The following is a 14,917-nucleotide window of genomic DNA, read 5'->3' as shown; positions in this document are numbered from 1 at the left end:
CGAGCCAGATGAACACCCAGCAGCCGCTGCTCGAGGTCAAGGACCTCGAGGTCACCTTCCGCACCCAGAGCGGAACGGTCCAGGCCATCCGCAAGACCGGGTTCACCATGATGCCGGGTGAGACCGTCGCCATCGTCGGTGAGTCCGGATCCGGGAAGTCGACGACCGCGCACGCGATCATCAACCTCCTGCCCGGTACCGGCAAGATCAGCGGGGGCGAGATCCTCTTCGAAGGGCGCGACCTCTCAAAGCTGTCGCGCAACGAGATCGAGGACGTCCGCGGACGCCTGATCGGTTTCGTACCTCAGGACCCGATGTCCAACCTGAACCCGGTGTGGAACATCGGCTTCCAGGTCGAGGAGGCCATCCGTGCCAACGGCATCGCCCACGGCAAGAAGGCCGTCCGTGCCAAGGCGATCGAGGTGCTCCAGCAGGCCGGCCTCTCCGACGCCGACCGTCGCCTGAAGCAGTTCCCGCACCAGTTCTCCGGCGGCATGCGTCAGCGCGTGCTCATCGGTATCGGTCTGTCGTCGAGTCCGAAGCTGCTCATCGCGGACGAGCCGACGTCGGCGCTCGACGTCACGGTCCAGCGGAAGATCCTCGACCACCTCGAGAGCCTGACCCGCGACAGCGGCACGGCGCTGCTCTTCATCACGCACGACCTCGGCCTCGCCGCCGAGCGCGCTGAGAAGCTCATCGTCATGTACAAGGGGCAGATCGTCGAGGCCGGTCCGTCGGTCGAGATCCTGCAGAACCCGGTGCACCCGTACACGAAGCGGCTCGTCGCAGCGGCACCGAGCCTGGCTTCGCGTCGAATCCAGTCGGCGACCGGATCGCTCGAGACCCTCGACCACGAGGCTCCGGTCGGTTCGGAGGGCATCGACCTCATCGTCGCCGCCGAGCACCGCGCCGCAGCGCAGGCCGCCCAGCCGGACGCGGAAGCCGCGATCGTGGTCAAGGACCTCGAGAAGGTCTACAACATCCGTGGGCAGAAGGCGGCTGAGCGGGAGCTCAAGGCCGTCGACGGCGTGTCGTTCGAGATCCCGAGGGGCACCACCATGGCGCTCGTCGGCGAGTCCGGATCCGGCAAGTCGACCGTGGCCAAGCTGCTCCTGCAGCTGGAGACGCCGACGTCCGGCCAGATCCGCATCGGTGGCAAGGCGATGGAGGGGCTCGATCGCAAGGGCCTCCTCGCGCTGCGCCGGAAGATGCAGCCGGTCTTCCAGGACCCCTACGGTTCCCTCGACCCGCTGCGGAACATCGGCAACACGATCGCTGAACCGCTCGTCACGCACAAGGTGGGCGACAAGGCCTCCCGCCGTGCTCGCGTGCTGGAGCTCCTCGACCAGGTCTCGCTGCCGCAGGCGGTCGCGACCCGGTACCCGAACGAACTCTCCGGTGGACAGCGTCAGCGCATCGCGATCGCTCGCGCACTCGCGTTGAAGCCTGAGATCGTCGTCCTCGACGAGGCGGTGTCCGCGCTCGACGTCCTCGTCCAGGCGCAGATCCTGCAGTTGCTCGCCGACCTCCAGTCGGAGCTGCAGCTGACGTACCTCTTCATCACCCACGACCTCGCGGTCGTGCGCGTGATCGCCGACAACGTCGCGGTCATGCAGAAGGGGAAGATCGTGGAGGCGTCGACCACGGACGACGTCTTCGAGAACCCGAAGCAGCAGTACACGCGCGAACTCCTCGACGCCATCCCCGGCGCCGGGATCGAGCTCGCGCTGTAACCGGCGCACCACGTCGAAGGGCGGTGCCGCGGAGTGATCCGTGGCACCGCCCTTCGACGTGGTGGGAGGCGTCCGCCGGTCGCTAGCCGAGGAGCGCCGAGGCGACGCCCCAGAGGACGAGTGCGGCCGTGACGCCGAGGGCGACGACGTCCCAGCGCGAGGTGGCGAGGCGGTCGTCCTTCGGGTCGATCCGGCCCCAGCGTTCGTGCGCACGGTCGATGAGGTCGACGGCCGTCGGACCCTCGTTCCCGGCGCGACCGGGTCGGCGGACACCCGCCGCGCGGTCCTGGTGGTCGACCCCGCGTCGTCCGGCGCGTCCGCCGATCATCGACGGGCGGTCGAGACCGGCGCTCGGCGCGCCCCAGCTCGTGATCTTCCGACCGTCGCGGAGGAGCACCGTGAGCTGGTAGCGGCTCGTCGCCTCCTCCATGCGCGACCACGGGATGTCGTGGAGACGGCCAACGTTCATGATGGTCAGCTGCGACGGCTCGATGACGATGCAGGGACGGACGAGGACGAGGTAGACCAGCCACACGACGAGGAGCTCCCACGGGAGCGCCTGGACCGCGAAGCCCCAGGCCCCGCGGCCGACGGCGTCGATGATGAAGAAGACCATGAGCAGGGCGGTGACCCCGAGGATCCAGAAGCCGCTCGTGCTCCGCAGGGTGGTCCGATTGCCGGCATTCGTCGCGTCGTTCACGTCCACCATCCTTCCAGGCCGCCGACCCGCGGGGGCCGCACGGCTCGATCAGGCGGTGACGAGCCGATCGCTCTCCGCGTGGTGGCACGCCACGAGCCGTCCGTCGACGGGGCGCTCTCGTGGATCGTCGCGTTCGCAGACCGCCTGCTTCTCCGCCGGCAGCAGCTGGAACAGCGGGCACCGGCTCCGGAAACTGCAGCCGACCCGGTCGTCGCTGGGGGAGGGGAGGTCGCCGTTCAGGAGGATGCGCTGTCGGCTGCGTTCGATCTCGGGGTCCGGGACCGGCACTGCGGAGAGGAGCGCCTGCGTGTACGGGTGCTTCGGGTCGTCGAAGATCGTGGCACTGGGTCCGTACTCGACGATGCGCCCGAGGTACATGACCGCCACGTCGTCGGCGATGTGCCGGACGACGGCGAGGTCGTGGGCGACGAAGAGGTACGAGAGTCCGAGTCGCTGCTTGAGGTCTTCGAGCAGGTTGATGACGCCCGCCTGGACGGAGACGTCAAGCGCGGAGACCGGCTCGTCGAGCACGAGGATCTTCGGTTCGACGACGAGCGCCCGGGCGATGCCGATGCGCTGTCGCTGGCCACCCGAGAACTCGTGCGGGTACCGGCCGGCGAAGGACGGTTCCAGGCCGACGAGTTCGAGCATGGCACCGACGCGGGAGCGGATCTCGGTGGGGGAGACCCCGTGGACGGTCAACGGTTCGCCGATGATGTCCTCGATCGTCATGCGCGGATCGAGCGAGGCCATCGGGTCCTGGAACACCACCTGGATGTCGCTGCGCAGCTTCCGGCGGTCGGGCTTCGACAGCGTCGCGGTGTCGACCCCGTTCACGTGGATGCTGCCGCCCTGCGTCCTGGCGAGTTCGAGGATCTCCATGATCGTCGTCGTCTTCCCGCAGCCGGACTCCCCGACGAGGCCGAGGGTGCGTCCGCGCTGGACGCTGAACGAGACCCCGTCGACCGCGCGGACGGTGCCGATGTTGCGACGGAACACGACGCCCTTCGTGAGCGGGAAGGCGCGGGTCAGGTCGCGGACGTCGAGGACGGTCTCCGGAGCGACCTCGGCGACGAGCTCCTCCGGTACCTCGTCCGGCCGAGGGAAGATCTCCGGGCGCCGCAGCGACCCGTCGGCGATCTCGCCGGCGCGGATGCACGCCGCGGTGTGGTTGACCGAGGTCGTCGGGTCCTCGACGGGACCGTCGAGGACGGGGAGCAGCGCCGGTTCACCTTCGAGGCAGGCGGCCACGGCGATCGGACAGCGCGGGGCGAAGGGGCAGCCGGTCGGCACGGTCGTCAACAGCGGTGGGCGTCCCTCGAGTGGGACGAGTCGCTCCTGTTGGTTCGCCGCCATGTTCGGCATGGAGCGCAACAGACCGATCGTGTACGGCATGAGCGGTTCGCGGAACAGCGGGACGACGGGCGCCGTCTCGACGATGCGGCCCGCGTACATCACGGCCACCCGGTCGGCGTTGCCGGCGACGACACCGAGGTCGTGCGTGATGAGCACCACGGCGGCGCCGGTGATGTCCTTCGCCTTCTGGAGCACCTCGAGGATCTGCGCCTGGATGGTGACGTCGAGCGCGGTGGTCGGCTCGTCGGCGATGATCAGCTGCGGGTCGTTGGCGATGGCGATGGCGATCATGGCCCGCTGACGCATGCCACCGGAGAACTCGTGCGGGAACGACTTGGCACGCCGCTCCGCGTTCGGGATGCCGACGATCTTCAGGAGTTCGACGGCCCGGGTCTCGGCGGCGCGCTGCGAGAGCGCCGAGTCGTGGAGACGGAGGCCCTCGGCGATCTGCTGACCGATCGTGTAGACGGGCGTGAGGGCTGAGAGCGGATCCTGGAAGATCATGGCGATGTCGCGCCCGCGGATCTTCGACAGTTCCTTGTCGGACTGGCCGAGCAGCTCGACGCCGTCGTAACGGATGCTGCCGCTCACCTGCGCGTTGGTCGGGAGCAGTCCCATGACGGCCATCGAGGAGACGCTCTTGCCGGAGCCCGACTCGCCGACGATGCCGAGGAATTCGCCTCGCCGCACCTCGTAGGAGACACCGCGGACGGCGTGCACCGGCGTGCCGGCGTTCGGGAAGGTGACGCTGAGGTCGTCGACCTTGAGGAGCGGCGCGGTCGCCTGGGGGTCAGTCACGGTTGGCTCCTGAGGTCGGGTCGATGGCGTCGCGGAGGGCGTCGCCGAGGAGGCTCGAGGCGAGCACGGTGATGACGAGGATCGCTGCGGGGAAGACGAACAGCCAGGGCCGCGTCACGGCGGCGCTCGCACCGGCGGCGAGGAGAGTGCCGAGCGAGACGTCGGGTGCCTGGACGCCGAAGCCGAAGAAGCTCAGCGTCGTCTCCGACAGGATCGCCGCGCCGATGCCGAGCGTCGCGTCGATGATGAGGAGGCTCGCGACGTTCGGGATGATGTGCCGACGGATGATCGTGAACCCGGGGACGCCCATGAAGCGCGCGGCCTTGACGTACTCGCGTTCGCGGAGCGACATCGTCTGCCCGCGGATGACGCGGGCGAGCACCATCCAGCCGAACAGGACGAGGAAGACGACGAGGGCGAGCCAGGAGAGCGACTTGAACGCCGGGCTGAGGAGCACGAGGAGGAAGAAGCCGGGGATGACGAGGAGCAGGTCGATGAGCCAGACGATCGCCTTGTCCCAGACGCCGCCGACGTAACCGGCGATGGCCCCGACGAGTCCGGCGATGATCGCCGCCCCCGGGCCGACGATCAGGCCGATGACGATGGACTTCTGCAGACCGACGAGGGTCTGCGCGTACACGTCCTGGCCGATGTTGTTCGTGCCGAACCAGTGCGACAGCGAGGGCGGCTGGCTGAAGGCGAGGCCGTCCTGGTCGGTGAAGGACCAGGGGGAGAGCAGCGGGCCGATGAAGGCCCAGAGGATGATGAAGAGGAGGACGCCTCCACCGATGCGGGCCCGCTTGGTGGCGAGCACCTTCCGGAGGATCGTGCGCCCGCGGGACTGCGGCCGCTTGGGCGCGTCCCGCATCGTCTCGGGTTCCCCGACGGTGAGGGTCGATGGGTCGGTCAGTGCCATGTCGTTACACCCGCACTCTCGGGTCGAGCGCCGCATAGATCACGTCGGAGAGGGTTCCGGCGATCAGGACGAGGATGGAGGTGAAGAGGATCGTTCCGGCGGCGGCGTTGATGTCCGAGTTCGAGACGCTCGTGAGGAGGTACTCGCCCATGCCGTGCCAGCTGAAGACGTTCTCCGTCACACTCGCGCCGGTGAGGATGAGTCCGAACGAGTAGGCGAAGAACGTCGACATCGGGATGAGCGCGACGCGGACGCCGTGTCGGATGATCGCGGAGCCGCGGGTCCGGCCCTTCGAGCGGGCGGTTCGGATGTAGTCGGCGCTCATCACGTCGAGCATGGCGCTGCGCTGGTACCGCGAGTACGAGGCGACGGCGCCGACGGTGAGGGTGATGGTGGGCAGCAGCAGATGCATCGCCCGGTCGCCGAACTGTGTCCAGAACCCGCCCTGTAGGCCAGCGGTGTACTCGCCGGTGAAGTTGATGACGTTCGTGCCGACCGCCTGGTTGAGCGACGTCGCGAGGATCATGAGCACGACGCCGATGACGAAGACGGGCATCGCGAGGATCGTGAACGAGGCGTAGGTGATGATCTGGTCGCTGGCCCGGTACTGCCGGACGGCGCCCCAGACGCCGAGGGCGACGCCGATGACCGCGCCCAGGATGGTGCCGATGACGAGGAGTCGGAGGCTCGTGCCCGAGCGCTCGAAGATGTCGGCCGTGACCTGGGTGCCGCGGGTGCTGACGCCGAGGGACCCGGTGGTCACGAGCTGGGTGACCCAGTCCCAGAGGCGTTCGAGCAGCGGCACCTTCGGGTTGACGCCCATCTTGTCGAGCGCCGCATCGATCGAGGACTGCGGAATGGGCGGGTTCTTCCCGAGGAACCGGGCCGAGGGCTGGAGCGTCATGCTCACGAGCACGTAACCCAGCATGGTGGCGATGGCGGAGAGGAACAGGTAGTTGACCAACCGCCGTGCAATGAACCCGATCATGTACCAGCCTTGCGAAGTCGTTGTGCGGGACCGCGTCGTCCCGTCAGCTGTGCTCCCCTCGTGGGGTGGAGACACTGTAACCCCCAAGTGTCGGGAATCAGAAAACGACGCGTGTTCCCAGGAAACGAAACGTATGTTTCCGGCACGTGTTGCCGATAAATCGAAACGGTAACAATTCGTGCCCACTTGTGGGGGATCCCCGGAGCGGGTGCAAGATGGTGCACATTGGCCTGCGCGCCTTCCGCTCCGCATCGGTGCGGCGTTGCGCAGTTACACGTCACGAAAGGTGGATCTCGATGAGTTCCAGAACACAGGGATCGAAGCGGCGCGGCGGGATGATCCTCGCCGGCGTCTCGATCGTCGCCCTCGCATTGACGGCTTGCACCGGAGGCGGTTCAGGCGGTGGCGGCTCGACGTCGAAGCCCGCCGAGCTGTCCGGCACCGGCTGGGAGCGCGCCGACGCCGACCAGATCGCCCAGGGCGGCACACTCAACCTCGCGGTCGACACGATCCCGGCCAACTGGAACCTCAACAACCTCGACGCCGGTACGGTCGACGACCAGTTCCTCACCAACCTGTACACCCCGTCGTTCGTCAAGATCAAGGAGGACGGCTCCTGGGAGGCGAACCCTGACTACGCGACCTCGGTCGAGCTGAAGAGCGAGGACCCGCAGGTCGTCGAGATCAAGATCAACCCCGACGCCGTGTGGTCCGACGGCACCGCGATCAGCGTCGACGACGTCGCTGCGACGTGGCAGTCCCTGAACGGCGCGAACGAGGCGTACGCACCCACGTCCACGAACGTGTGGAAGGACATCGAGTCCGTCACCGCCGGTGACAGCCCGCAGGACGTCCTCATCACGTTCAAGAACAAGAACGCCGACTGGCCGTCCATCCTCGGCAACATCTGGCCGAAGTGGCTCGGAGCGACGCCCGAGTCGTTCAACACCCTCTGGGCGACCGGACCGTACGCGGCCGACGGCACGACCTACGTGTCGGGTGGCCCGTACATCGTCAGCAAGATCGACCAGACCGGTGCCGTCGTCACCTTCGCGCCCAACCCGAAGTGGTGGGGCGACAAGCCGAAGCTCGACAACATCATCTTCAAGCAGATCTCCCGCGCCGGGCTCGCCCAGGCGTTCTCCAACAGTGAGATCGACGTCTTCAGCGTGGGTTCCAACGCCGACAACTACCAGACGGCTCAGAAGCGCAGCGACGCCGAGATCCAGCGTTCGCGCGGCACCACGTACAACCACATCACGCTGAACGGTACGTCCGAGGTGCTGAGCGACCCCGAGGTCCGCCAGGCGTTCGCCAAGTCGATCAATCGTCAGACCATCGCCGAGGCCCGCCTCGCAGCGATCGACGCACCGACCGACCTGCTGAACAACCTCATCTTCCTCCCGGGCCAGGACGGCTACGAGGACGACGCCTCCAAGGTGCTCGGCTACGACATCGACGCGGCCAAGAAGCAGCTCGAGGACGCCGGTTGGAAGGAAGGCAGCGACGGCATCCGCGAGAAGGACGGCAAGAAGCTGACCGTCCGCTACGTCATCGACTCCGACAACCCGGTCTCCGCCGAGACGTCGCAGCAGGTGCAGGCCATGGTGAAGGAGTCGGGCTTCGACCTCCAGATCGACACCGTCCCCTCGGACGACTTCTTCACGAAGTACGTCACCACCGAGACCCGCGACTTCGACGCCGTGAGCTTCGCGTGGCAGGGCACCGCCTTCCCGATCTCCAGCACCGAGTCGATCTTCTACCCGGCCGACTCCGGGCAGAACTTCCCCGGCGTCACCGACGACTCGCTCGGTGACCTCTGGGCGAGCGCCAACGCGGAGCTCGACCCCGACAAGCGCCTCGAGATCGCGAAGGAGATCGACAAGAAGATCGTCGCCCTCGCGACCACGCTCCCGCTGTTCCCGGTGCCGTACACCTACGGCGTCAAGACCGGCCTCGTGAACTACGGGCCGACCCAGTTCGAGACCATCGACTGGAAGAACGTGGGCTGGAAGAAGTAAGCGACACGACGGGTTCCTCCTGAACCCTGAGGACGACGGGCATCGGCGGGAAACCGCCGGTGCCCGTCGCCGTTCAGCCCCCGGCCAGGACTCCTGCGGTATGATGGTCCGTCGGCACCATCGTGCCCGAATCCCATCCACTTGAAGGAAGCCACCCTTTTATGGCGCTCGCCACTCGTTCCGATCTGCGCAATGTCGCGATCGTGGCCCACGTTGACCACGGCAAGACGACCCTCGTCGACGCCATGCTGCGACAGACCAACTCTTTCGCCGAACACGCCCACCTCGAAGAACGCGCCATGGACTCGAATGAGCTCGAGCGCGAAAAGGGCATCACCATCCTCGCCAAGAACACGGCGATCTCGTACAAGGGCGAACACGCCACCGACGGCCCGATCACGATCAACGTCATCGACACCCCCGGCCACGCCGACTTCGGTGGAGAGGTCGAGCGCGGCCTGTCCATGGTCGACGGCGTCGTCCTCCTCGTCGACGCGTCCGAGGGCCCCCTGCCGCAGACCCGCTTCGTGCTCCGCAAGGCGCTCGAGGCCAAGCTGCCGGTCATCCTCCTGGTCAACAAGACCGACCGCCCCGACGCACGCATCGACGAGGTCGTCGTCGAGAGCCAGGACCTCCTCATCGGTCTCGCCAGCGACATGGTCGACGACGTCCCCGACCTCGACCTCGACGCCGTCCTCGACGTCCCGGTCGTCTACGCCTCCGGTAAGGCCGGCCGCGCGTCGTCCAACAAGCCCGCCAACGGCGAACTGCCCGACAGTGAAGACCTCGAGCCGCTGTTCGCAGCCATCCTCGAGCACATCCCGGCTCCGCAGTACGACGACGAGCACCCGCTCCAGGCGCACGTCACGAACCTCGACGCCTCGCCGTTCCTCGGTCGCCTCGCGCTCCTGCGCATCTTCAACGGCACGCTGAAGAAGGGCCAGACGGTCGCCTGGGTCCGCCACGACGGCGACGTCCACAACGTCCGCGTCACCGAGCTCATGATCACGAAGGCCCTCGACCGCTACCCGGCCGAGAGCGCCGGCCCCGGCGACATCGTCGCCGTCGCCGGTTTCGCCGACATCATGATCGGCGACACCCTGGCCGACCCCGAGGACGTCCGCGCGCTGCCGGCCATCACGGTCGACGACCCGGCCATCTCGATGACCATCGGTACCAACACCTCGCCGCTCATGGGCAAGGTCAAGGGCCACAAGCTCACCGCGCGCATGGTCAAGGACCGCCTCGACCGCGAGCTCATCGGTAACGTCTCGCTCAAGGTCCTCGACATCGGTCGACCCGACGCGTGGGAGGTCCAGGGCCGTGGAGAGCTCGCGCTCGCCATCCTCGTCGAGCAGATGCGTCGCGAAGGCTACGAGCTCACCGTCGGCAAGCCGCAGGTGGTCACGAAGCGTATCGACGGCAAGGTCCACGAGCCGTACGAGCACCTGACCATCGACGCTCCCGAGGAGCACCTCGGCGCGATCACCCAGCTCCTCGCCGCTCGCAAGGGCCGCATGGAGAACATGGCGAACCACGGCACCGGCTGGGTCCGCATGGAGTTCATCGTCCCGTCGCGCGGCCTCATCGGTTTCCGCTCCGAGTTCCTCACCGCCACGCGCGGTACGGGTATCGCCAACGCGTTGGCACACGGATACGGCGAGTGGGCCGGCGCGATCACGACGCGCAACAACGGCTCGATCGTCGCCGACCGCTCCGGCGTGGTCACGCCCTTCGCGATCATCGCGCTGCAGGAGCGCATGTCGTTCTTCGTGCAGCCGACCGAAGAGGTCTACGAGGGCATGGTCATCGGTGAGAACTCGCGCAACGACGACATGGACGTCAACATCACCAAGGAGAAGAAGCTGACCAACATGCGTCAGTCTTCGGCCGACAACTTCGAGTCGATGACGCCGCCGCGCGTCCTCACGCTCGAGGAGAGCCTCGAGTTCGCCCGCGAGGACGAGTGCGTCGAGGTCACGCCCGAGCACGTGCGCATCCGCAAGGTCGAGCTCGACGCTCAGGCCCGCCAGCGCAGCTACTCGCGTCTCAAGAAGCAGTCCGAGTAGGCAGTAATCGCTCCAACCAGATGCCCGGTCCTCTCAGGAAGACCGGGCATCCGGTCGTTAAGCTGATCGCATGCGCCGACCCGCCTCCCTCGCCCTGCTGGCCGCCCTCGTCCTCGCTCCGACGCTCGCCGGGTGCAGCGTCATCGATTCCACCGTCAAGGACACCGTCGAGCAGGGCATCCGCGACGCCACCGGTGGCGACTTCGACGTGAACCTCGACGAGGGGCTGCCGGACGGATACCCCGTCGACGCGGTCCCGGTGGTCGACGGCACGGTCAACGGCGGACGTGGAACGGTCGACGGCAAGGACACCTTCGTCGTCACGGTGCAGGCGACCGACGCGGCCACCGCAGCCAAGGATGCGCTCGTCGCGGCAGGCTTCACGGTCGACGGGGAGATCGCGAACGGCGACGGTTCGATCGTGACGCTGTCGACGACGGCCTACGACGTGAAGCTCGTCGCCTCGGCGGACAGCATCCTCTACACGGTGACGGTCAAGTAGCACTTCGACAGGCTCAGTGACCGGTCAGGGAGGGCTCAGTGACCGGGGGTCAGCGTCCGGACGTGTCCTACGCGAAGAGCGTCTCGCCGACCCAGCCGTCCTTGCTCGCGCCCGGGGGCACCGCGAAGATCGCCGACCCCACGTGCTTGATGTACTCGTTCATTGCATCCGTGGCCAGCGCGCGCTGCACGTCGATGAACTGCTTCGGCGACCGCTGGTACGACATGAAGAACAACCCGGCGTTCAACCGCCCGAGGTCGTCGTTGCCGTCGACGAAGTTGTACCCGCGTCGCAGGAGCTTCGTGCCCTTAAGCTGGGTCGGGTGCGCCAGGCGCACGTGTGAGTGCTTGTCGATGAGGGGCTGATCCGTCGCGCCGACCGCGTCGAAGTCGGGCTCAGTGAACTCCTTGCCGCCCGACAGCGGTGCGCCCTCGCCCTTGCTCCGACCGATGACGCGCTCCTGCTCCTGGAGCTGCGCGCGGTCCCAGGTCTCGATGATCATCCGGATCTTCCGGACCACGAGGTAGGAACCACCGCTCAGCCAGGCGGCGCTGTCTCCGTCCTGGACCCACACCTGCTCCTCGACCGTCTTCGTCTCCTCGGACTTGACGTTCGCGGTGCCGTCTTTGAAGCCGAACAGGTTGCGCGGCGTGACCTGGCTGGTGGAGGTCGACGAGGTGCGACCGAAGCCGAGCTGCGACCAGCGGATGGAGGCACGTCCGAACGCGATGCGGCTCAGGTTGCGGATCGCGTGCACGGCGACCTGCGGGTCGTCGGCGCACGCCTGGATGCAGAGGTCGCCGCCGGTCAGGCCCGCCTGCAGGTTGTCGCCCGTGAAGCGGGGGAGCTTCTCCAACTCGGCCGGGCGCCGGTCGGCGATGCCGAACCGGTCCGTCCCGTCCTCGGCGGTGAAGAGCGTGGGGCCGAACCCGAAGGTGATCGTGAGCCCGCTGGCGGGCAGTCCGAGCGCCTCTCCGGTGTCGACCGGGGGAGCGAGCGGCGAGCCGTCCACGGCGCCGCCGTCGGAGACCTCCTGGCCTTGCGTCATGCGTGCCGCGGCGACACTCCAGTCCTGGAGCAGCTCGATGAGCTCCTCCCGGGTGGTCCCAGCCGACACGTCGTACGCGGCGAAGTGCAGGCGGTCCTGCGCCGGCGTCGTGATCCCGCTCTGGTGGGCCCCGTTGAACGGGTAGACCGTCGTGACGCCCGTGGCACTCGCCGAGGCGCTGACGGCGGCGGTGATGGCCGCGGTCGCCCCGGCTCCGGCCGCCAGCCCTGCGGCGCCTGCTCCGGCCAGGCCGAACAGCGCCCGGCGCGACAGCCCGCGCCGCGGCGGGTCGCTCGGTGGTGCGGACGCGGCGCCGGGCTCAGCCGCAGTGGGCGTCGAACCGGCATCGGGTGCAGGCATGGTGGGGGGAGTGTGCTCGGTCATCGGACCTCATGCTATTCAGGGATGGCTGGAAGGCCGCAGGGCCGGAACCCCCAGAATGCTCTGAGCGGTTCCGGCCCGGCGCGCCGCGGAGGCGGCGGTGGATCCGTTCGGTGCTACTCGGCGACGCCGAGCACCGTGTGGGTGAGCTGCGACAGCGGCTCGGAGAGGGCGTTCACCTGGTCGGAGAGCTCCTTGCGCTGCTCCTCGGTGACGGTGTCGTAGCTCACGAAGCCGCTGTCGAGGCTGCCGTACTTCGCGAGCAGGTCCTGCAGCGCCGTGAACTCGGTCTCGATCTGGCCGACGAGCTTCGTGCCCGCGTCGCCCTTGCTCGCGGCGATGTCCTTGACGTTGCCGAACGCGACCTCGGCTCCCTGCACGTTGGCCGCGAAGTCGTAGAGGTCGGTGTGGGACCACCAGTCCTCCTCGCCGGAGATCTTGCCGACGGCGACCTCGTCGAGGAGACCGATGGCGCCGTTCGAGATGTCGCCGAGGCTCACGGTGAAGTCCTTCTCGGAGACGAGGTCGAACAGCTGCTGCACGTCGTCGACGAGACCGGTGGCGAACTGCTGACGCTGCTCCGGCGTCGACGGCGTCCAGTCCGTCAGCGCGCTCGTGCCGTCCGAGTTCAGCGCGTCGGCTGCCGGTGGCCAGAGGTCCTTCTCGATCCGGTGGAAGCCGGTCCAGTCGAGTCCTTCAGCCACGGCGTCGACCTCGCGGTAGTCGATCTTCGGGTCGAGGTCGCCGAACGCCTCGGCCGTCGGCTCGATGCGTTCGTACGAGACGCGCGTCGTCGCGAACAGCTGACGGGCGGTCTCGTCGTCGCCGGCGGCGTACGCGTCGGTGAAGGCCTTCACCTGCGGCACGAGTTCGGCCACCTGCGACTTGATGTAGGCGACGTAGTTCGTCACGGCCTGGTCGGTGAGCGCCTGCTCGTCCTTCGAGACGGCGGCGTTCTCGCCCGTCACGGTGAACTCGGCGAGGCCGACCGGTGCGCCGACGAGCTGGAACTTGCAGGCCGTGTAGTAGGTGCCGGGGTTCAGCTGTGCGACGTAGGACACCGTCTGGCCCGGCGTCACGTTCTCCTTCTCGCCGACGATGCGCAGCTTGTCCGAGGCGAGGATCTCGAACTCGTTGACGTCGGTGCCGTTGTTGGTGATCGAGAAGGTCACGGCACCGGCCGTCGCCTTCGCCACGGACACCGAGCACGAGTCGTCGGTGATGGCGACGGTGAGCGCGTCGCCGCCGGTCTTGTTCGGGACGCATCCCGTGAGGGCGAGGGCGAGGACGCCCGCGCCGGCGAGGCCGGCGATGATGCGGTGCTGCATGGAGACTCCTGTCGGAAGGTGCTGGTGCTTGGTTCGTGGTGGGTCGGGGACCGGGTCAGGCGTTCGTCGCGACCGGGGTCGTGACCGCCGTCGGGCGCCGACGGCCGAGACCCGAGACGCGGATGAAGCAGATGAGCGTGACGACCAGGTACAGCAGCCACGCACCGAACTGCGCCCAGGTCGGGGCGGGGGTGAAGTTGAAGAGTCCGCCGAGGACGGTGCCGTACCAGCTCGTCGGAGGGACGACGGCGCTCAGGTCGAAGGCGGCCTGGCCCCAGCCGGGGATGACACCCGCCTCCTGGAGGTCGCCGACGCCGTAGGCGAGGACGCCGGCAGCCACGACGACGAGGAAGAGGCCGGTCCACGTGAAGAAGGTCCCGAGGTTGATCCGGACGAATCCGCGGTAGATGAGATACGCGATGACGACGGAGGTGAGGATGCCGAGGAGCGCGCCGATCGAGCCGACGACGGCGTTCTCACCGGAGTTGACGCTCGCCCAGATGAAGAGGGCGGTCTCGATGCCCTCGCGGCCGACGCTGATGAAGCCGAGGACGACGATGCCGATCGCCGATCCGGCGACGGCGGCGTCGAGTCGTGACTCGAGGTCGTGCTTGAGCTCTCGGGCGTTGCGCCCCATCCAGAAGATCATCCAGGTGACGAGCCCGACGGCCAGGATGGAGAGTCCGCCGCCGAGGATCTCCTGCGCCTGGAAGCTCAGCCCGTACGGTCCCCAGGTGAGGATGGCACCGACGCCGAGGGAGACGACGATCGCGACGGCGACGCCGAACCACAACCGGGGGAGGACGTCCCGGCGGCCGAGCTTGTTCAGGTAGGCGACGAGGATGCCGACGATGAGGCCGGCTTCGAGGCCTTCGCGGAGGCCGATGAGGTAGTTCGCGAGCACGTGACCGGACTTTCGGGCGTCGAGCAGGCGGTCGCCCGGGGGAGGCCGTCGTCTGCGGGGTGGGGATGCATCCGAGGGCGCGCCGGGCGGGGACCGTGGTCCGGGCGGGGCGCTGCGACTTCGGAACGCGGTTGGGTAAGGCTAACCTTATCCGACGTCGACCATAGTGCCTG

The 14,917-nt window shown here is 67.9% G+C and carries 11 protein-coding genes; 4 read left to right on the top strand and 7 right to left on the bottom strand.

Translation table 11 applies throughout. The features are described from left to right. Positions 1-8 precede the first annotated feature (8 nt). Positions 9-1,733: a dipeptide ABC transporter ATP-binding protein gene (locus tag ACZZZB_RS03175; protein ID WP_137241965.1), complete on the top strand. Its 1,725-nt coding sequence runs from the start codon at positions 9-11 to the stop codon at positions 1,731-1,733. Between the two features lie 82 nt (positions 1,734-1,815). On the opposite strand, the gene ACZZZB_RS03170 is transcribed toward ACZZZB_RS03175, so the two are convergent. From ACZZZB_RS03170 to ACZZZB_RS03155, 4 genes are read right to left on the bottom strand one after another with little or no spacing between them, the layout of a single operon-like run. Continuing rightward, the gene (locus ACZZZB_RS03170) at positions 1,816-2,433 is read right to left on the bottom strand and encodes a hypothetical protein (RefSeq protein ID WP_463528986.1); all 618 of its coding nucleotides are present in this window, start codon (positions 2,431-2,433) and stop codon (positions 1,816-1,818) included. A gap of 48 nt (positions 2,434-2,481) precedes the next feature. Continuing rightward, positions 2,482-4,587 carry an ABC transporter ATP-binding protein gene (locus tag ACZZZB_RS03165; RefSeq protein ID WP_202939683.1) on the bottom strand — a complete coding sequence of 702 codons (2,106 nt, stop codon included), beginning with the start codon at positions 4,585-4,587 and terminating at the stop codon, positions 2,482-2,484. Continuing rightward, a complete protein-coding gene (locus ACZZZB_RS03160; RefSeq protein ID WP_079705531.1) occupies positions 4,580-5,503 on the bottom strand; it encodes an ABC transporter permease in 924 nt (307 codons plus the stop codon). The genes ACZZZB_RS03165 and ACZZZB_RS03160 overlap by 8 nt, the downstream gene beginning before the upstream one ends. A gap of 4 nt (positions 5,504-5,507) precedes the next feature. Continuing rightward, positions 5,508-6,491 carry an ABC transporter permease gene (locus ACZZZB_RS03155; protein WP_079705532.1) on the bottom strand — a complete coding sequence of 328 codons (984 nt, stop codon included), beginning with the start codon at positions 6,489-6,491 and terminating at the stop codon, positions 5,508-5,510. 296 nt (positions 6,492-6,787) lie between these two features. On the opposite strand from ACZZZB_RS03155, the gene ACZZZB_RS03150 reads away from it, so the two are divergent. The 3 genes from ACZZZB_RS03150 to ACZZZB_RS03140 all read left to right on the top strand — a co-directional run bounded on the left by ACZZZB_RS03150 (position 6,788) and on the right by ACZZZB_RS03140 (position 11,083). Further along, positions 6,788-8,512 carry an ABC transporter family substrate-binding protein gene (locus ACZZZB_RS03150; RefSeq protein WP_165767009.1) on the top strand — a complete coding sequence of 575 codons (1,725 nt, stop codon included), beginning with the start codon at positions 6,788-6,790 and terminating at the stop codon, positions 8,510-8,512. A 161-nt stretch (positions 8,513-8,673) separates the two neighbouring features. After that, entirely contained in the window at positions 8,674-10,581 is a 1,908-nt protein-coding gene (gene typA / locus ACZZZB_RS03145; RefSeq protein ID WP_056007297.1) for a translational GTPase TypA, read from the top strand. 70 nt (positions 10,582-10,651) lie between these two features. After that, positions 10,652-11,083 carry a hypothetical protein gene (locus tag ACZZZB_RS03140; RefSeq protein ID WP_463528985.1) on the top strand — a complete coding sequence of 144 codons (432 nt, stop codon included), beginning with the start codon at positions 10,652-10,654 and terminating at the stop codon, positions 11,081-11,083. A 67-nt stretch (positions 11,084-11,150) separates the two neighbouring features. Here the strand turns inward: ACZZZB_RS03140 and efeB are convergent, their stop codons facing one another. From efeB to efeU, 3 genes are all read right to left on the bottom strand, one after another. Next, a complete protein-coding gene (gene efeB, locus ACZZZB_RS03135) occupies positions 11,151-12,515 on the bottom strand; it encodes an iron uptake transporter deferrochelatase/peroxidase subunit (RefSeq protein ID WP_463528984.1) in 1,365 nt (454 codons plus the stop codon). Between the two features lie 113 nt (positions 12,516-12,628). Further along, entirely contained in the window at positions 12,629-13,840 is a 1,212-nt protein-coding gene (gene efeO / locus ACZZZB_RS03130) for an iron uptake system protein EfeO (RefSeq protein ID WP_192018202.1), read from the bottom strand. A 55-nt stretch (positions 13,841-13,895) separates the two neighbouring features. Next, positions 13,896-14,744, bottom strand: a complete 849-nt coding sequence (efeU, locus tag ACZZZB_RS03125) for an iron uptake transporter permease EfeU (protein WP_463528983.1) — start codon at positions 14,742-14,744, stop codon at positions 13,896-13,898. Positions 14,745-14,917 lie beyond the last annotated feature (173 nt).

Source organism: Plantibacter sp. AC185 (assembly GCF_979258065.1).
This window is presented reverse-complemented; position numbering and strand designations above follow the sequence as displayed.